Annotated in this window: 15 protein-coding genes and 1 pseudogene; 9 read left to right on the plus strand and 7 right to left on the minus strand. The window is 62.9% G+C overall.

Going from position 1 to position 17,904, the window contains the following annotated elements; translation table 11 throughout:
* Positions 1 to 293 precede the first annotated feature (293 nt).
* Genes IVA95_RS32835 through IVA95_RS32865 form a run of 7 tightly spaced genes read left to right on the plus strand, consistent with a single transcriptional unit; the run spans position 294 to position 6,952 of the window.
* The gene (locus IVA95_RS32835; protein ID WP_247514271.1) at positions 294 to 1,553 is read left to right on the plus strand and encodes an aromatic ring-hydroxylating dioxygenase subunit alpha; all 1,260 of its coding nucleotides are present in this window, start codon (positions 294 to 296) and stop codon (positions 1,551 to 1,553) included.
* The gene (locus IVA95_RS32840; RefSeq protein ID WP_247514272.1) at positions 1,553 to 2,047 is read left to right on the plus strand and encodes an aromatic-ring-hydroxylating dioxygenase subunit beta; all 495 of its coding nucleotides are present in this window, start codon (positions 1,553 to 1,555) and stop codon (positions 2,045 to 2,047) included. The genes IVA95_RS32835 and IVA95_RS32840 overlap by 1 nt, the downstream gene beginning before the upstream one ends.
* An 18-nt stretch (positions 2,048 to 2,065) precedes the next feature.
* Positions 2,066 to 2,860 (plus strand): enoyl-CoA hydratase-related protein, encoded by a 795-nt coding sequence (locus tag IVA95_RS32845; protein ID WP_247514273.1) that lies wholly within the window; start codon positions 2,066 to 2,068, stop codon positions 2,858 to 2,860.
* 3 nt (positions 2,861 to 2,863) lie between these two features.
* A complete protein-coding gene (locus tag IVA95_RS32850) occupies positions 2,864 to 3,622 on the plus strand; it encodes an SDR family oxidoreductase (protein WP_247514274.1) in 759 nt (252 codons plus the stop codon).
* Positions 3,619 to 4,554 carry an alpha/beta hydrolase gene (locus IVA95_RS32855; protein WP_247514275.1) on the plus strand — a complete coding sequence of 312 codons (936 nt, stop codon included), beginning with the start codon at positions 3,619 to 3,621 and terminating at the stop codon, positions 4,552 to 4,554. Before IVA95_RS32850 ends, IVA95_RS32855 begins: the two co-directional genes overlap by 4 nt.
* Entirely contained in the window at positions 4,551 to 5,744 is a 1,194-nt protein-coding gene (locus tag IVA95_RS32860) for an acyl-CoA dehydrogenase family protein (RefSeq protein ID WP_247514276.1), read from the plus strand. The genes IVA95_RS32855 and IVA95_RS32860 overlap by 4 nt, the downstream gene beginning before the upstream one ends.
* Positions 5,745 to 5,761: 17 nt before the next feature.
* On the plus strand, positions 5,762 to 6,952 hold the full coding sequence (locus tag IVA95_RS32865; RefSeq protein WP_247514277.1) for an enoyl-CoA hydratase-related protein: 1,191 nt from the start codon (positions 5,762 to 5,764) through the stop codon (positions 6,950 to 6,952).
* A gap of 51 nt (positions 6,953 to 7,003) precedes the next feature.
* On the opposite strand, the gene IVA95_RS32870 is transcribed toward IVA95_RS32865, so the two are convergent.
* The 7 genes from IVA95_RS32870 to IVA95_RS32900 are packed head-to-tail and all read right to left on the minus strand — an operon-like array spanning position 7,004 to position 15,003.
* A complete protein-coding gene (locus tag IVA95_RS32870; RefSeq protein WP_247514278.1) occupies positions 7,004 to 8,161 on the minus strand; it encodes an ABC transporter substrate-binding protein in 1,158 nt (385 codons plus the stop codon).
* A gap of 28 nt (positions 8,162 to 8,189) precedes the next feature.
* Positions 8,190 to 9,236 (minus strand): branched-chain amino acid ABC transporter permease, encoded by a 1,047-nt coding sequence (locus IVA95_RS32875; protein WP_247514279.1) that lies wholly within the window; start codon positions 9,234 to 9,236, stop codon positions 8,190 to 8,192.
* 3 nt (positions 9,237 to 9,239) lie between these two features.
* On the minus strand, positions 9,240 to 10,112 hold the full coding sequence (locus IVA95_RS32880) for a branched-chain amino acid ABC transporter permease (protein WP_247514280.1): 873 nt from the start codon (positions 10,110 to 10,112) through the stop codon (positions 9,240 to 9,242).
* Positions 10,112 to 12,046: an AMP-binding protein gene (locus IVA95_RS32885; protein WP_247514281.1), complete on the minus strand. Its 1,935-nt coding sequence runs from the start codon at positions 12,044 to 12,046 to the stop codon at positions 10,112 to 10,114. Before IVA95_RS32885 ends, IVA95_RS32880 begins: the two co-directional genes overlap by 1 nt.
* Complete coding sequence (locus IVA95_RS32890; RefSeq protein WP_247514282.1) at positions 12,046 to 12,840, minus strand: ABC transporter ATP-binding protein; 795 nt, start codon at positions 12,838 to 12,840, stop codon at positions 12,046 to 12,048. Before IVA95_RS32890 ends, IVA95_RS32885 begins: the two co-directional genes overlap by 1 nt.
* Positions 12,837 to 13,685 carry an ABC transporter ATP-binding protein gene (locus IVA95_RS32895; RefSeq protein ID WP_247514283.1) on the minus strand — a complete coding sequence of 283 codons (849 nt, stop codon included), beginning with the start codon at positions 13,683 to 13,685 and terminating at the stop codon, positions 12,837 to 12,839. The genes IVA95_RS32890 and IVA95_RS32895 overlap by 4 nt, the downstream gene beginning before the upstream one ends.
* A gap of 10 nt (positions 13,686 to 13,695) precedes the next feature.
* Entirely contained in the window at positions 13,696 to 15,003 is a 1,308-nt protein-coding gene (locus IVA95_RS32900; RefSeq protein WP_247514284.1) for an FAD-dependent oxidoreductase, read from the minus strand.
* 249 nt (positions 15,004 to 15,252) lie between these two features.
* Between IVA95_RS32900 and IVA95_RS32905 the strand changes: the two genes are divergently transcribed.
* Positions 15,253 to 15,882 carry a TetR/AcrR family transcriptional regulator gene (locus tag IVA95_RS32905; RefSeq protein ID WP_247514285.1) on the plus strand — a complete coding sequence of 210 codons (630 nt, stop codon included), beginning with the start codon at positions 15,253 to 15,255 and terminating at the stop codon, positions 15,880 to 15,882.
* A 675-nt stretch (positions 15,883 to 16,557) separates the two neighbouring features.
* Positions 16,558 to 17,755 (plus strand): annotated as a pseudogene (locus tag IVA95_RS32910) (adenylate/guanylate cyclase domain-containing protein).
* The last annotated feature ends 149 nt before the right edge of the window (positions 17,756 to 17,904 follow it).

The following is a 17,904-nucleotide window of genomic DNA, read 5'->3' on the forward strand; positions in this document are numbered from 1 at the left end:
ACCTTAGCAAGAGAAACCGTTTGAGAAGACCGAACTAAAACGGCTTTTCAAACGCTGATTTTTTGTGAGCGACCGACAACCCGCTCGCAAGAAAGGCAGCGGCCCAGCACAGCATTACTGTGGTCCGGATTGCAGCGACAGTCCCGAGACGAGCGGCATCCTGCTTCTCGATTGGGCTTGAAAGCGGCAATAGGCGGTGCTAATAGTTAAACGGTCGTTCGGATTATTTATGCCCAGCCGTCGACCCGTTTAGAGGACGGCGGCGGCCCGATCTGCCTGTGGGAGGAGTAGCGATGAACGTGATGCCGCGCGCGTCGCAGTGGAAGGAGTTGATCCGCGCCGATCGGGTGCACGGCTCGCTCTACAGCGATCCGGCGATCTTCGAGGCCGAACTGCAGAACATCTGGTACCGCACCTGGGTCTATGTCGGGCACGAGAGCGAGGTCCCGAACGCCAACGACTACGTCGTCAAGTCGATCGGCCCGCAATCTGTCATCATGACCCGCGACGAGCGGGGCAAGGTCAACCTGCTGCTCAACCGATGCTCGCATCGCGGCAATCAGGTCTGCTCCTACGACCGTGGCAACGCGCGTTCCTTCACCTGCCCATTCCACTCCTGGACTTTTGCCAATGACGGCCGGCTGGTCGGCTATGCATTTCCCGATGGCTATGGGGGCCAGGACAAGTCGCAGCTTGCGCTCGGCCGCGTCACCCGCGTGGAATCCTATCGCGGCTTTGTGTTCGGATCCTTTGCCGCGGAAGGGCCGACATTGAAGGAACATCTCGGAGGCGCCGCGGAGACGATCGATCGCTTGGTGCGCACGTCGCCGGAGGGGGAAGTCGAGATCACGGCAGGTTTTCTCAAGCATCGCGTGAAAGCCAACTGGAAATTCATCCTTGAGAACGAGTGCGATGGTTATCATCCGGCTTTCGTGCACTCGTCGATCTTCGGCGTTGCCGACAGCGCGATCGGAAAACTCTATGGCGGCGCGTCCACCGCGCTGACGCGCGACTATGGTGGCGGCCACACCGAAATCGACCTGCGCCCCGAGTTTCGCAAGCGCGATGCGCCCATGAGCTGGTTCGGCACAACGGCCGAGCGGTTGCCGGACTATGCCGCGCGCATGAATGCGGCCTATGGCGACAAGGCAGCGCGCGAGATCATGATCGACGGCACGCCTCATGTCATGATCTTCCCGAACCTGTTCATCGCCGAAATCCAGATGTTCGTGATCCAGCCGCTCGCCGTCGACGACAGCGTGCAGCACGTCACCGCGCTGCAGTTCAAGGGCGCTCCCGACCTGAACCGCCGCCTGCGGCAGCAGACCATGGGCTCGGTCGGCCCCGCCGGTTTCCTGCTGGCCGACGATTCCGAAATGTACGAGCGCTGCCACCGCGGCGTACTGGCGCGCAACCCGGAATGGATCTATCTCGGCCGCGGCGAGAAGCGCGAGCGCACCGACGAGCTCGGCTACAAGATCGGCCATGTCACCGACGAGATTCCCTCGCGCGGAATCTGGCGTCACTATTGCGAATTGATGGAGGCGCGCTGATGCTGTCGCGCGAGAGCGACGCCACGCTGTTGAATGCCGTCACCGCCTTCATCTACAGGGAGGCGCGTTTTCAGGACGAGCACCAATATGAGGCCTGGGAAGCGCTGTGGACCGACGACGGGGTCTACTGGGTGCCGGCCAACGGCGTTGACATCGATCCGGAAAAGGAAATGTCGATCATCTACGACAATCGCTCGCGCATCGCCTTGCGCGTCAGGCAGTTGATGACGGGCAAGCATCATACCCAATCGCCGCAATCGCGGCTGCGGAGGCTCGTCTCCAACATCGAACTTCTGGACCGGCAGCCGGGCGGCGACATATCGGTCGCCAGCAACAGCATGATCTTCGAGTCAAGCCTGCGTGACGACACAGTGTGGGCCGCACGTAACGAGTATCGTCTGCGCCATGTCGATGGCGAGCTGCGGATGGCCTACAAGAAGGTGGTGCTGGTCAACAACGAGAAAGCGCTGTTCACGCTTTCCTTCCTGATCTGATCTCGGGAGAAGCCCGCGATGACCGACAAGGCTCCGGTTCTGCTCGATATCAGCGACGGCATCGCTAGGTTGCGGCTTAACCGGCCGGATGTGGCGAACGGCATGAGCGCCGAATTGTTGAGCGCGCTGTGCGACGCCATCATGACCTGCCATGGCCACCCGGATCTGCGCGTGGTGCTGCTGTCGGGTGAAGGCGCCAATTTCTGCGCGGGCGGAGACGTTCGCGCCTTTGCGTCCAAAGGCGACAAGCTGCCGGATTATATTCGTCAGGCGACGGCCTATCTGCAGAACGCGGTGACGGGCCTGCTGCGGCTGGAGGCGCCGGTGATCGCTTCCGTGCAGGGGTTTGCGGCGGGCGGCGGCGGTTTTGGGCTGGTCTGCGCCTCCGACATCGTGATCGCCGCGGAGTCGGCAAAATTTCTTGCCGGCGCGACGCGCGTGGCCATGGCGCCGGATGCCGGCGTGTCGGTGACGCTGTCGCGGCTGGTCGGCCTGCGCCGGGCAATGTCGGTGCTCTTGACCAATCCCGTGATCTCGGCGGCGGAAGCTCTGGAAATGGGAATCGTCACGAAGGTCGTGCCCGATGGCGAGCTTGCCGATGCTTCGCTGACGTTGGCCAAAGAGCTGGCCGCCGGCGCGCCAAAGGCGCTGGCCGCGACCAAGCGCCTGGTCTGGGCCGGGACCGGCACAAGCGTCGAACAATGCCTTTCGGAGGAAGCGCGCACGGTCGCCGAGCTTTCGGGCACGGCCGATGCCCGCGAAGGCCTTGCCGCCGTGATCGAGCGGCGCAAGCCAAAATTTACCGGACGCTAGCAAGTGGCAGCCAAGGGCACATTGCCTTTCGGACGGCTGGATGGCCGCCGCGCTTTTGTGTCCGGCGGCGCAAACGGCATCGGCGCGGCGATTGTGCGGAGTTTTGCGGAAGCGGGAGCCAAGGTCGTAATTGGCGATCTAGATTCGGCGAGCGCCACCGCGCTGGCCGGGCAGGTGGGGGCCGTCGCGGCGAAGCTCGACGTCAGTGATGCTGCCGCGGTGGGTGCGATGATGTCGCAACACGGCCCGTTCGATATCGTCGTCAACAATGCCGGCGCCGACCAGCATGCCTTCTTCACCGACACCACGCCGCAAGACTGGGCAAGGCTGATCGGTATCAATCTCGTCTCGGCCTTCGCGTGCACGCATGCCGCCTTGCCGGCGATGCAGGCGGCTGGTTTCGGCCGCATCATCAATATCACTTCGGAGGCCGCCCGGCTGGGCTCGAGGGGTGGCGCGGTCTATTCCGCGGCGAAGGGGGGCGTCATCGCGTTCACCAAAAGCATCGCGCGCGAGAATGCGCGCTTTTGTATCAGCGCGAATGCGATCGCGCCGGGGCCGATCCGCACGCCGATGCTGGAGCAGGCGGTGGCCAAAGGCGGCGACAAATTGCTTCGCGCGATGACGGAAGCGACGCTGCTACACCGGTTCGGCGAGCCCGAGGAGGTTGCCGCGGCTGCACTGTTCCTCGCCTCCGATCAGGCCGCCTACATCACCGGCGAGACGATCGGCGTTTCCGGCGGCATGGGGCTAAGTGCATGATCCGCGCCAGCGAACAGATCGTGATAAACCCGGTCGACCAGGCGATCGCGCGCATCCGCACGGTGTATCGGAGCTGGAACCGCGATACGCCGGTCGCGCAGATGCGCCGGGATTGGGACGCTGCCTTCGCTGGCAATGTGACCGGCGTACATTGCGAGGCTGTCTCCATCGGCGGCATTTCCGGTGAATGGATTGTTCCGGCGCATGCGCCGTCAGCCAAGGCGGTGCTGTATTTCCACGGCGGCGGTTTTCGCATCGGATCGGTGGCGTCGCATCGCGGCCTGCTAGCGCAAATTGCCGAGGCGAGCGGCTGTCGCGTACTGGCGACCGATTATCGGCTCGCGCCAGAGCATCGGTTTCCGGCCGCGTTGGAGGACGCTCTGAGCGCTTGGCACTGGTTGCTCGACCATGGCCTGAAGCCGGCCGATATCGCCCTTGCCGGCGATTCTGCCGGCGGCAATCTCGTGCTCGCCGTTATGTGCAGCCTCCGCGACCGTGGTTTGCCGCTGCCGGCTGCATCCGCCCTGATGTCGCCATGGACCGATCTCACCGCAACCGGCGCCAGTTACGAAAACCGCGCCGAGGTCGATCCGATCCATCAGCGGGCGATGATCCTGGCGCTCGCGAAGAACTATCTGGGCCAGCAGAGCGATCCGCGCGATCCGCTGGCCTCGCCTCTGTACGCCGATCTCTCCGGGCTGCCGCCGCTGCTTGTTCAGGTTGGCGACCGCGAAACGGTGCGCGATGATTCCACCATGCTGGCGGACAGAGCGAAGGCCGCCGGCGTCGATGTCGAGCTTGAAGTCTGGGACGGCATGATCCACGTCTTCCAGATGTTTTCCGAGATCCCGCAGGCGCAGCAGGCTATCGGGTCGAGCGCAAAATTCCTGCGCCGGCACCTTCAACTCACGGCCGAGAGGACAGCACAATGAACGTCAGGGCCTCCGATCCCCGCCAATCGAACGAAGCCGAATTTCATTTCTCGGAGCTGCCCCAACTTTCCGACGAATTGCGGATGCTGCGCGAGCAGGTGCGCCGCTTTGTCGAGAGGGAAGTGGTGCCGCATGGCGAGCAATGGGAGCGCGATGGCAAGATTCCGCGCGAGATCTTTCACCGCATGGGCGCGCTCGGCTTCCTCGGCATGCGTCACGCCGCCGAGTATGGCGGTACCGATATGGGCCCGCTGGCCTCGATGGTGTTCGCCGAAGAGCTCGGCCGCTCCAGCTTCGGCGGTTTTACCTCGTCGACCCTGGTCCACACCGACATGTCGGCGGTCCACATCACGCTGCGCGGCACGCCGGAGCAGAAGCAGAAATACCTGCCGGCGATCATCCGCGGCGAGACGATCTGTTCGATCGCCGTGACCGAGCCCGATGCGGGATCGGACGTGGCGGGCCTTAAGACGCGCGCCCGGCGCGAAGGCGAGCATTGGGTGATCAACGGCTCAAAGATGTTTATCACCAATGCCGTCTATGGCGACCTCATGATCGTCGCTGCTCGCACCGATCCGAACGCCAAGGGCAGCCGCGGCATTTCGCTGTTCATCGTCGAGCGCAACACGCCGGGCATCTCGGTGACTAAGCTCGACAAGCATGGCTGGCTTTGCTCGGACACCGCCGAGATCGCCTTTCAGAACGTCCGTATCCCCCTTGAGAATCTGCTCGGGGAGGAGAACCGCGGTTTCTACGGCATCATGGAGACGTTCCAGAACGAGCGCATCTGCATCGGCGGCATCTGCGCTGGCGAATGCGCCAAGGCGATCGAGCTGACGGCAAATTACGTAAAGGTCCGGCAGGCCTTTGGCGGTCCGTTGTGGAACCAGCAGGGTGTGCGCCTGAAGCTGGCGTCGCTCGCCGCCAAGGCAGCCGCGGCGCGGGCGCTGGCCTATCACGCTGCCGAACTGGCCGAGGCCGGAAAGCCGTGCGAGCGCGAAGTCTCGATGGTGAAGGCGCTGTCGCCCGAGGTGCTGCACGAGGTCGTGCATGGCTGCCTGCAACTGCATGGCGGCACCGGTTTCATGCGGGGTACGCCGATCGAGCGCATGGTGCGCGATGCCCGCGTGCTGACCATCGGCGGCGGCGCCACCGAGGTGATGCTCGAAGAGGTTGCCAAGCGGATATAGCGCCGGAGGATTTTTCCATGATGGAAAGCAGTAAGCCTGCCGATCTCGCGCGCACGCTTTACGCGGCGCTTGCTGCCGGCGACCGCGATCAACTCGACCGGCTGCTTCACCCGTCGTTCGTCGGCCGCACGGCCGAGGGTATGCCCTTTGGCATCGGCGGCCAGCACGACGGGCCGGCCGCGATGCGCCGCAACGGCTGGGGCGCGATCGCCCGCCACTTTGAAGCCCGCGCCGAACCGGAACAGTTTTGTGATCTCGCCGACGGCCGCTTGCTGGTGACCGGCCGCTATCGCGGCCGCGGCAAGCAAAATGGCGCGGCTCTCGATGCGGCGTTCGCGCACCTGATCACGGTGGAAGAAGGCAAGATTCGGGCGCTCGAGCAGTTCACCGATACCGCGCGCTGGCGCGACGCCGCCGCACCGTTGCGCACCGTGCTGCTCGACATTGCCGATGGCGTCGCCACCTTGCGTCTGAACCGGCCCGATCAGGGCAATGCGATCAACCCTGATATGGCCGCGGATCTCCTAGAAGCGGCGACACAGATTGCCGAAAATTCCGGTGTTCGCGCGGTCCTGATCGCCGGCAATGGGCCGAATTTTACCGTCGGCGGCGATCTTGCCGTATTCGCAGGCACGGAGCGAGCCGATCTGCCGAATCGGCTGCGTCGGATGATCGATGCCTATCATCTGGCGATCGAGCGCTTGACCGGGATCGATGCGCCGGTCGTAGCGGCCGTGCGCGGCGGCGCGGGCGGTGGTGGTCTCGGCCTGCTCTACGCCGCCGACATCGTCGTGGCGGCGGACGATGCGCGCTTTGCGCTGGGCTACGGAGCTCTCGGCTTGACGGCGGATGGCGGTAACACATGGTTCCTGCCGCGCATGGTCGGAATGCGGCGGGCGCAAGAACTCTTCCTGCTCAATCGTCGTTTGACCGCGCAGGAAGCGCTCGAATGCGGGCTGGTGTCGCGTCTTGTTGCCAGCGACGCGGTCGAAGCGGAAGCAGCCGCCGTTGCGGAAAAACTGGCCGCCGGCCCGACGCTGGCCCATGGCGCCGTGCGCCGCATGCTGCGCCAGTCCTTTGAGACCGGCCTTTCGGACCAGCTCGATGCGGAAAAGGAATCGATTGTCGCGGCGAGCCGCAGCGACGATGCCGGCGAGGGAATCACCGCCTTCATGGCAAAACGCCGGCCGCAATTTCAGGGCCGATAGTCAGGATCAGCAGAGCCCCGACGAAAGAAGCGCCGGGGCTCTGCCGGTAAGCTAGTTCACCGGCTTGAAGCTGAGCGTCGAAAAATCCGCCTGCATGATCTGCAGCTTCTGGTTCGAAAAGCGCACGCCAGGACCAAAACTGATCGGCGCCATGACGCCGGTTTCGACGTTCTTGGTCTTCTCGAGCTCGGCGATGGTGCAAGCCCAGGTCGGCTGCTTGCCGCAACGCTCGATCGCCGCGATCAGCACCTTTGCGGCGGCATAGCCGGTCATGGTGTAGCGGTTAACGCCTTTGAACTCGGCTTCCGACACCAGCGATTTTGCCTTGTCCAGGAACGCCTTGCCTGCCTCGCCGGCAAACGGCTCGACATAGTCGACGGCGTAGAGGCCGTCGCCGGCGGGGCCCATCAGCTTGAGCACGGGTTCGACGCGGCCGGGCCAGAAGATGCCGGTCACCGGTTTGACGTTGAGTTTCTCCAGCTCCTTCATCATCGCGATATTTTCCGCAATAATGCCGCCGGCGAGGAAGACCTCGGCGCCGGAATCCTTCAGCTGCAGCATGTCGGACGAAAAATCCTGCTGGCCCTTCTTGTAGTTGCCGCTGTAGACGACCTTCAACTTCTTGTCCTTCACGACGGTGTCAAAACCGTCGCGCACGGTGATGCCGTAATCGTCGTCCTGCGTGATCAGACCCCACTTTTTGTTCGGATTCTTGTCGGCAAGATACTTGACGAGGTGGATGATGCCTTCCTCGTACGACTGGCCGACCACGAACACGTTCTTGCGCGGCGGCTCCCACAGGAATTTCACTGGGGCAACGTCGATCACAGTCGGAATGCCGGCTTTCTCGAGCACCGGCATAACGGCAATGGACTGCCCGGATCCGGAGATGCCGAGCAGGGCAAAGGCCTTGTCGACGTCGATGACCTTCTTCACGCCCTGGATGGTGCGCGCGGTGACGTAGCCGTCGTCTTCCAGCACATATTTGATCTTGCGGCCGTTGATGCCGCCGGCGTTGTTGGCTTCCGCGATCGCGATCTTGTGGCCGATAGAGGCGGCCACGCCCAACAGCGCCGGCGGTCCGGTGAGAGGCTCGACGTCGCCGATCACGATCTCGGTGTCGGTGATGCCCTGTTGTGCGAGCGCCGGTCCACCGGCAAACAGGATGCCAGCGAACAACAGCGAAGCGGTCGTCAAATATTTTTTCATTCCCTTCCTCCCTTGTTTGTTGTCTCGGTCAGTAGCGCAGCGGCCAGTGCACCCACGTCCGCCGGATGTCGTGCCACGCGCCGACCAGGCCGCGCGGCTGAAAGCGCAGGAACAGGATGATGGCGAGGCCATAGAGCATGCTCTTGAGCTCCTGGGCGCCGGTCGAGAACATCGCGTCCATCTGGGTGCTGAACAGGCTGAAGATGAAGCGAGTGGCTTCCGGCAACAGCACGATCAGGACGGTGCCGAGTACGGCGCCGAGCGCGGAGCCAAGACCGCCGACGATCAGGATCGCCAGCGCCTCGATCGAGAGCAGGAACGGAAAGCCTTCGACGCTGACGAAGGAGAGATAGATCCCATACAGCGCGCCGGCGATGCCGGTGATGAAGGCGGAGGTGACGAAAGCGAGCAGCTTGTAGGCATGCAGATTGATGCCCATGACGCGGGCGGCGGTATCATTGTCTCGGATCGCAACAAAGGCGCGCCCGACCCGGCTCCGGCGGATATTGAGCGTGGCGAAGAGGGTTACAATGGCAAAGACGAGGCAGAGATGGGTGAAGGCCGCGTCGCTGTCAAAGCTGATGCCGAACAGTTCCGGGCGCTGCACGGCGATGCCGCGCGCGCCGTTGGTGAGCCAGCGCGCCTCCAGGATCACTGTGCTGATAATGAACGAGAACGCCAACGTGGTGATGGCGAGATAGAGCCCCTTCAGGCGCAGCGACGGCGCGCCGACAATGAGGCTGGCGATGGCAGGAACGAGACCCGCGCCGAGAAAGCCGACCAATGGCGGCATCTGATACTTTGAGACGAGGATGGCATAGGCGTAGGCGCCGGTGACGAGAAAGCCGACATGGCCGAGTGAAATCAGCCCGGTATAGCCGGTGAGGATGTTCAGCCCGAGCGCGCCGACGACGGTGATCAGGATGATCGTCACAAAGGAGAGGGCGTAGGAATTCAACGCGTAGGGCGCAACGACGAGGGCCACGACCAGCACCACCGACCACAGCCAGACCGGCGGTGAATCGATCAGCGCGACCAGTTCGCCATAGGTTTGCTTGTAATCGCCGGTGCGCATCGCCTAGACCCTTTCGATGTCGCGTTCGCCAAAAATGCCGAACGGGCGGATCATCAACACCACGATGATCATGACGAAACCCGCAACCTCCTTCATGCCGGAGCCGAGATAGCCGCCGGCGAGATTTTCCGTGATGCCGATCAGGAGGCCGCCGATGCCGGAGCCGAGCACGGCATCGAGTCCGCCAAGGATGGTGGCGGGGAACGCCTTCAGACCGAGCTGGAACATCGCGGGCGAAAGATCATAGGAGATGGCGAAGAACACGCCGGCGATCCCTGCGATGACCGACGACGCGGCCCACGCCGCCGCATGCACCCGCGGGGCGCTGATGCCCATCAAGAGCGCCGTGCGGTCATCGGCCGCCACCGCGCGCATGGCGACGCCGAACTTGCTGTAGCGGAAGAACGCCCAGATTGCGACCAGTAGCAGGAGCAATGTCGTGATGACCGCGATCTGCCCGGTGCGGACGCCGATGTTACCGATGCGGACGATGTCCCGGCCGAAGCCGACATCGAGGCCGTGCGGATAGGCGTCCCAGATGAAATTGATCGAGGAGCGCAGGATCACCGCGAGGCCGATCGTCACCATCACGGTGGCGAATACCGGCTCGCCCAGCATCGGCCGCATCACCACGCGCTCGATGACCAGTCCGAGCACGATCGCAGCGATGATCGCGCCGATGGAAACCAGCAAGAGATTGCCGCCGACCGTGGTCGAGATGGTCCAGGCGACATAGGCGATGATCATGGTCATCTCGCCCTGCGCGAAATTGACCAGACCCGTGGACTTGTAGATGACAGCAAATCCCATCGCGATCAGGCCGTAGATGGCGCCGATGGCAAGGCCGGAGATCAGGAGCTGGGTAAGGTACTGCATCAGCCCTCCGCCGGATAAATGATGGCAAGCTCGCGCGCGAATTTTTTCTCGATCATGGCGCGGCGGACCTTCTGGGTGGCCGTGAGCTCGCCGTCATCGTGGTCAAGCTCTTTCTCGAGGATGGCGAAGCGGCGGATGCTTTCGACCCGCGCAAAACGCTTGTTAGTGTCGTTTACGATACGCTCGACCAGCTCGTGCACTTCGGGGAGCTGCGAGAGCGATTTGTAGTTGGTATAGGGCAGGGACCTGTCGCGCGCCCAGCGGCCGACATTGTCGTAGTCGATCTGGACGATGGCGCCGAGATATTTTTTCGCCTCGCCGACCACGATGGCTTCCTTGATGAACTCGCTGTCCTTCAGCGCGTTCTCGATCTCGGATGGCGCGATGTTCTTGCCGCCGGCGGTGATGATGATCGCCTTCTTGCGGTCGACCACCGCGATCTCGCCATTGTCGAGGACATCGATGATGTCGCCGGTGCGGAGCCAGCCGCCGGGCTCCAGCGAAGCGGTGGAAGCCTTTTCGTCGAGGAAGTAGCCTTTAAACACGCCGGGATTTTTCAGCAGGATCTCACCGTCGCTGTCCTGCTTCCATTCGGTGTGCGGCAGCGGCAGGCCGCAGCCGCCGAGCCGGTGATGGTTTTCCGTCTGAATGAAGGCGACGCCGCCGGATTCGGTGAGGCCATAGCCTTGCGACACCGGGCGTCCGATAATGTCGAAGAACCGCAGCGTTTCCGGCGAGATCGACGCGCCCGCACACAGCCGGTGCCGGCTGCGGGCCAGCCCGAGATGACGCTGGATGTTGCGAAACATCAGGAGATAAAGCGCCACATAGGCCATGCGGTGGAGCCAGTTTTCCGTTCCGTCCTGCCGGTGGTCCGACAGTGTGCGGCCCCAGGCAAGGCAGGCATTGGTAAAACGCTGGCGCAGCTTGCCGCTCTCGCCGAGCCGGAACAGAAAGCCCTGCTGCAGTTTCTCGTAGATGCGCGGCACACCGACGAAGAAGGTCGGCGCGATCTCGCGAATGTTGAGCGCCACCGTGTCGATCGATTCGGCAAAACTGACGGTGCCGCCGAGCACGAGCTGCGTCACCGCGCCATAGCAGCGCTCGGCGACGTGGCAGAGCGGCAGATAGCTCACCGCCTCGAACGGCTTGTCCGCAATGCCGACGGTCTCGGCATAGACATAGGCCGCGTAGATCAGATTGCGGTGGGTGAGCATCGCGCCCTTCGGCGGACCCGTCGTGCCCGAAGTGTAGACGAGGATGCAGACGTCGTCGGGTGCGCCTTGCGTGATCAACCGGTCCAGCGTCGCATCGGCATCGGGGTTTTCGCGCGCAAAAGTCCGGCCGCGCTCGCAGAGTTTTTCGAACGACATCAGTTGCGATTGCCGGTAGTTGCGCAGGCCCTTGGTGTCGATGCAGACAATGGCTTCGAGCGCGGGCAGGCCGCCCTGGTTGACCAGCGCGTCGAGCACCTTGTCGGTCTGCTCCTGATCGCCGGTGATGACGACGCGCGAGCCGGAATGGCGGACGATATATTGCAGCTCGACCCAGGGATTGGTCGGGTAGATGCCGACCGCAACGGCGCCGATCATCTGGATGCCGAGATCGGCATAGAACCATTCAGGGGTATTTTCGCCGGCGATCGCCACGCGGTCGCCGGGCTTAATGCCGAGCGACATCAGCCCGACCGCCACCTCCCGCGCGGTCTCGTAATAATGACTCCACGAATAGGGATTCCAGATGCCGTATTCCTTCTCGCGCAGCGCCAGCCTGTCGCCGTGCAGGGCGGCGCGCTGGCGCAGGAGCTGCGGAATGGTGATGGCGGCGTCCCTTAACGCGCTGCGCAGCTGCCCGGAATCCGACGATCGCGCGACCGGCTTGGTCGCTTCGGTTATCGACGGGTGTACGGTTCGCATGGTGTCCAGCGTCGACATCAGGCGTTCACCCTGGCCTGCGTCTCGGGGCGGTGACCGCCGAGATAGGCTTCCGCGACAGCCGGGCTCTGCCGCACTTCGGCAGGCGTGCCCTCAGCGATCTTGCTGCCGAAATTGAGCACGTGAACGCGGTCGGAGATGTCCATCACGATGCGCATCTCATGCTCGATCATCAGCACGGTGATGTCGAGTTCGTCGCGGATATCGAGCACGAAGCGCGCAATGTCCTCGGTTTCCTCCTGGTTCATGCCGGAGACCATTTCATCGAGCAGCAGCAGTCTTGGCTCGCAGGCCAGAGCCCGGGCAAGCTCGACGCGTTTCTGCTGACCGTAGGAGAGTGTTCCCACCACCGCGTCGCGAATGTGCTCGATCTCGAGGAATTCGATGATGTGCTCCACCTTGCGCCGCGCCTCGATCTCCTCGCGCCGGGTGCGGCCGAAATGCAGCACGACGTCGAGCACATTGGAGCGCAGATGGGTGTGGCGGCCGGTCAGGATGTTCTCGACAACGGTGCCGTGCTTGAACAGCGCAAGATTCTGAAACGTGCGGCCGATGCCGATCGCGGCGAAGCGCCAGGGCGAGATGGTCGAAAGGTCGATGCCGTCGAATACGATGCGGCCGCCGCTCGGCCGCAGCACGCCGGATATCATGTTGAACAGCGTAGTCTTGCCGGCACCGTTAGGGCCGATCACGCTGCAGATCTCGCCGGCAGCGACATCAAGGCTGACATCGGCGACGGCCTGCAGCCCGCCAAAGCGCTTGCTGAGATTTTCGGCCCTGAGCAGCGGGGTCACGACAGCCACCTCTTGCGCCGCTTGTAGTGCTTGACATCACGCAGGCTCTTGCGGCCGGAGGAGGAAACGCCGAGATAGAATTCGCGGACGTCCTCGTTGGCGGAAAGCTTTTGCGCCGTGCCGTCAAGCACGACGCGCCCGGTTTCCAGGATGTAGGCGTAGTCTGCGATGTCGAGCGCGCGCTGGGCGTTCTGCTCGACCAGCAGCACCGTCATCTTCATCTCGTCGCGCAGCCGCACGATCACTTCATAGATGCGCTCGATCATCAGCGGTGCGAGGCCCAGCGACGGCTCGTCCAGCGCCAGCAGCACCGGATCGGTCATCAGGGCGCGGCCGATCGCCAGCATCTGCTGCTCGCCGCCAGACATGTAGCCCGCGATCTGTTCGCGGCGTTCGAACAGCCGGGGAAACAGCGCAAAAACCTTGTCGCGCCGCTCGCGCGCCTCGGCCTTGCTCCTTGTATAGCCGCCCATCTGCAGGTTTTCCTCGATGGTCAGCGCCGGGAAGACGCGGCGGCCCTCGGGCACCTGCACGATGCCGCGCCGCACCAGCTCGTCGGGGGCGAGGCGGTGCACCTCGTCGTTGCGGAAGCGGATCGCGCCGTTCTCGATCGCGCCTTCCTCGGTGTAGAGAATGCCCGACATCGCCTTCAGCAGCGTCGATTTCCCGGCGCCATTGGAGCCGAGCAGGGCGACAATGCCGCCCTCGGGGACGGCAATCGACACATCGCGGATCGCCTCGATCGCGTTGTCATAGACGATGCGGATGTTGCGGAATTCGAGCAGCGCGGGCCTCTCGGGTGCCGTTTCCTCTCCCATCGCGCCGGTCTGGGTTGTCATGGTCATCGCAGCGCTCTCAGCCGGCCAGCGGCACGCGCGGCCGCCGGGCGAGGATCGCATCGGTGACCAGCTTGGCCGTTTCCGCGCACGCCTGCGTACCGCCATTGCCATATTGCTTGACGGCATCGCCGACGCACCACAGGCCGTCGATCCCGGTCTCACGTGGAAGATCGTAACCGGCGCAGCTTCGTTGCGCCGGCCAATCGTCGCGCATCACGCGGATTGACAGGATTTTTGCTCGGGCAAAGTTGGGGACCTGCTCGCGCAGATCCTGCAACGCGAGGGCGGTTTCGGCCTCCGAGTCGAAATCTCCGAGCGCGGGGACAGGTACGGCATAAGCGACATTAAGATGCCAGCCGGCCGGCGCCAGCTCAGGGCAGGTCGCGGTGAGGTTCGCCATGTTGCAGAGCCGGCGCGTCTTGCCGAAGGTGACGATGCCGGGATGCGAGATCAGCGGCTCGCGGCTTGCGATATTGATAACGATGTTGGCGGCCGGGCGCAGATCCTTACGCACCCGCTCGATATAGTCCGGTGGAAAGGCTGCTTCGCCGCCGAGCGCGACGGTTGCCTTGGGGCCGGCATTGCTGATGACGAGGTCGGTATCGATCCGAACCTCGCCGCCATCCCGCATCACGCTGACACCCTCGACGCGGCCGCCGCTGCTGTGGATCTTCACTGCCGGCGTCGCGAGCCAGATGTCGCCCTTGCGCTTGATCACCGAGGCCAGCGAATTCCAGACGCCGATCGTCCCTTGCGGGCAAAAGCCGAAGCGCTTGAACGCACCCTTGCTGGTGAAATAGGTGAGGAAGGCGCGCGCCGGCAGTTCGGCGGCGTTGCAGGCGAAGATAGCCGCGCAAAGATTGCGGAAGAGGGCGTGCACGGTGGCGTTGCCGGTGTAGCCGTTCAGCCAGTCTTCGGTCGATTGCCTCCCGTCCGGCAGGTTGCCGGAGCGCGCGTCGGCGAACTTATCCAGGATGCGCGAGGCCTGCTTGGTGAGTTGCCCGAGCAGCAGCGACCAGCCGCCGCGGCCGACATCGATCAGCTTGCCGTCGATAAGGAACGAACTGGCGGGTTCGGGCGCGCGGATGTCGAGGGGGGCGCCGACCGCGTGAAAGGTCTCCTCGAACACGCCGCCGAATTCGATGGCGATCGCGCCGATATTGACCTTGAAGCCGTCGATCTCTTCAGTTGAGGCGCGCCCGCCAATCCGGTCCTTGTCGTCGACCACAAGCGTGTGTAGCCCGGCATGAGCCAGCCGGGCCGCGGCACAAAGCCCACCGGCGCCGGCACCGATCACCACAACATCCACCCGTTGCTGGGTCACAGCCAATCCTCCCCGAGAGCCGCGGCCGCCAGTTCCCTGACGTGTCCGGCTTGTCTTATGGGAAGGAAGCATATTATAATCCGACTGTCCGTTCAATCAATTTTTTGATAGGTCAGTATGGTCGAGCCGACCCTTCTGGGTTGCGGTGGATTGAGCGTAGGGCGGCAAGCCTTTGCTAGGTCGTTGGTGTAGGAAAAGAAGTGCGGTGCATCGGACGGTGCCGGTGGCCGGAACAATTGAGAGTTTAGGATGGCCCGGACGCGCTCGGAGAATTACGACGACATTCAGCGCGGCATCCTGACGGCTGCCTGCGATCTGTTTGCCAAGCAGGGATACATGCGTGCCTCGATCGCCGAACTGGCTGACGCCTGCAAGCTGTCACGGGGCGCGCTCTATCACTATTTCGAGTCCAAGGAAGCGATCCTGTTCGCGATCCTGGATGCGCATGTCCGCCAGATGATCGCCGATGTCGAAGCGGCGATGGCCCGCCAATCCACGACGCTGGACCGCTTCCGCGCGGCTATCCGCGCCATCGTCGAGCTCAACGCGCGCTCGTCGAACGAGCAGCGCCTGATCCTGAACGATCTATCTTTCCTTGCGGAAGCCGAACAGCAGGCCATAAAGACGCTGGAGCGCCAGCTGGTCGACACCATCTCGGATCTGCTGATCCGACTCGATACGGAGGGCAAGATCGTCAAGCGGTCGAAGAAGGTCTACACCATGATGTTGTTCGGCATGCTCAACTTCAGCCACACCTGGTACGATCCCAAAGGCGACATCGAGCCGCAGGAATTCGCCGACATGGTGGTGGACCTGTTCCTACACGGTTTTACAGCGCCGGCCGCGAAAGGGGCGCCCGCTCGCAGGCAACATGCCTGAACTCAACGTTTTGCCATCAGCGCGAAATAGCTCGGTTTCGTCTCTTAAGCTGCACGAAGATACGAAAACAGTGCCTCCGCAGTAGTAGGTTTCGCGATGTAGCGGACCAGCGACTCGACCCCCGATCGCATGGCGGCACATACATTCTGCAGACACGGCACAACGATCGGACAGTTGTGAGCAGTAGGAATTGGGGGCTCCCAACCTGGCCCGCTGGAGAATCCTCTGAACGAGATCGGGCGCCTGCTGCCTGGGCCCATCGGCGTCGCGAAACAACTGACGGAAAGGGTCGAGGCTCAGCTCACGTACGGAAGTTCCGACTGAAACTTTGAGGACCGATTTCGTCTCGCAGGCTCCCTGTTCATTTGGAAACGACCGCCAAGTTATTGATCTTGCTGAGGCGAAATTCTGCGCTTTTTTCCAAACGCGCACTGAAATCGTTGAATAATCAAACTGATTTTGATTCCGCCATTCGGAGGTTCGATCCCTCCCGCCCCAGCCAGGGCACAAAGCGCCAGTCCGGCACAGCCGCGGCGTCCTCTCGGGTCGGATACGCGGCAACTCGCCGGCAACCCGATGCGCACAAGCAGATTGCGGCGGACTCCGTTGACGACGTCGCGCGGGAGCACGACATATCCTGTGCCGTCGATCCAGGTCACTGCTCAGGAGCAAGATATGAACGCGCCGCCAAAAATCGATCCCGTTACCGCGCGCTCTGACGGGGACATCTTGCATTGGCTGACAAACGACACGCGCGATGAGCGCTTCATTGACAACATTTTCGCTGAGCTGTGTATCCGGCTTCAGCGAGCAGGCATTCCCGTCAAGCGGGCGTCGCTTCATATCCTGATCCACCATCCGCAATGGCTTGGCGCCCGGATCATGTGGGCCGACGGGATGCGCGAGGCGGAGATTGCGAGGGTCGACTATGATGTCAGGGAGCGATCCGAGTACATCGATAGTCCTGCCAACGAAATCCATGACGGTGCCACCGAGGTGCGCGAGAATCTCGAACGGGAGGCGTCACTGGGCCGCAAGCACGCCGTCTTTGACGAGCTGCGGGCGAAAGGCCTGACCGACTATGTGGCGTGGCCGCTGTACCATACGCTCGGCAGGCATATCGTGACCTTTGCAACCGACCGGCCAGGAGGTTTCGACGAGGCGCATATCGCCAGCCTGTTAAAGCTGTTGCCGGTTCTGGCGCTGGTCAGCGAAATTCGTGTCAAGAACCGGCTGGCGCGAACGCTGCTCGAAACCTATGTCGGGTCGCATGCCAGCGAGCTCATTCTAGCCGGCGCCACCAGGCGCGGCAGCGGAACGACGGTACGCGCCGCCATCATGATCTGCGATCTGCGTGATTTCACCAGGATCTCCGACAACTGGCCGCGCGATGACGTCATTGATCTTCTGAACGGCTATTTCGATGCGATGTCGGAGCCGATTGCGCGACATGGCGGGGAAATACTGAAATTCATCGGCGACGGTCTGCTTGCCATTTTTCCGCTCAGCCAGCCGTCGGCCTGCGCAAATCTGCTGCATGCCGTGGCTGAAGCCCGTCAGGCTATGCTTGCCCTCAATGAGAAAAACAGCGAGACCGGTCGTGCGCCGCTGAATTACGGCATCGGCGTCCACGTCGGAGACGTCATGTACGGCAATATCGGGTCGCGCAGCCGGCTCGATTTCACGGTCATCGGTCCTGCGGTCAATATGGCTTCGCGTCTCGAAGCCCTCACCAAAACAATTAGGAAGAACGGTGCTGCTGTCCCGCGCGTTCGCCGACTTCGTCGAAAGCGATTTCGATCTCGAACGCGTCGGCGAATACCCGGTGCGCGGCTTCAACGACCCAATCGAGCTGTTTACGTATCATGGCTGAACGACGATCAATCGCGAGGTGCCGGGCCGCGCCTAAGGGGCGCGAACTCGTCAAACGGCACTATCAGCTAGTCTCCGCAACAACGCTCAGACACTGACGTGACAGGTGGAGGCTTTCTGTCAGGACTGGTGTCGCGATTCTTCACCGAT

Origin of the sequence: Bradyrhizobium sp. 157, from assembly GCF_023073815.1 — a bacterium.
Lineage (GTDB): Bacteria > Pseudomonadota > Alphaproteobacteria > Rhizobiales > Xanthobacteraceae > Bradyrhizobium.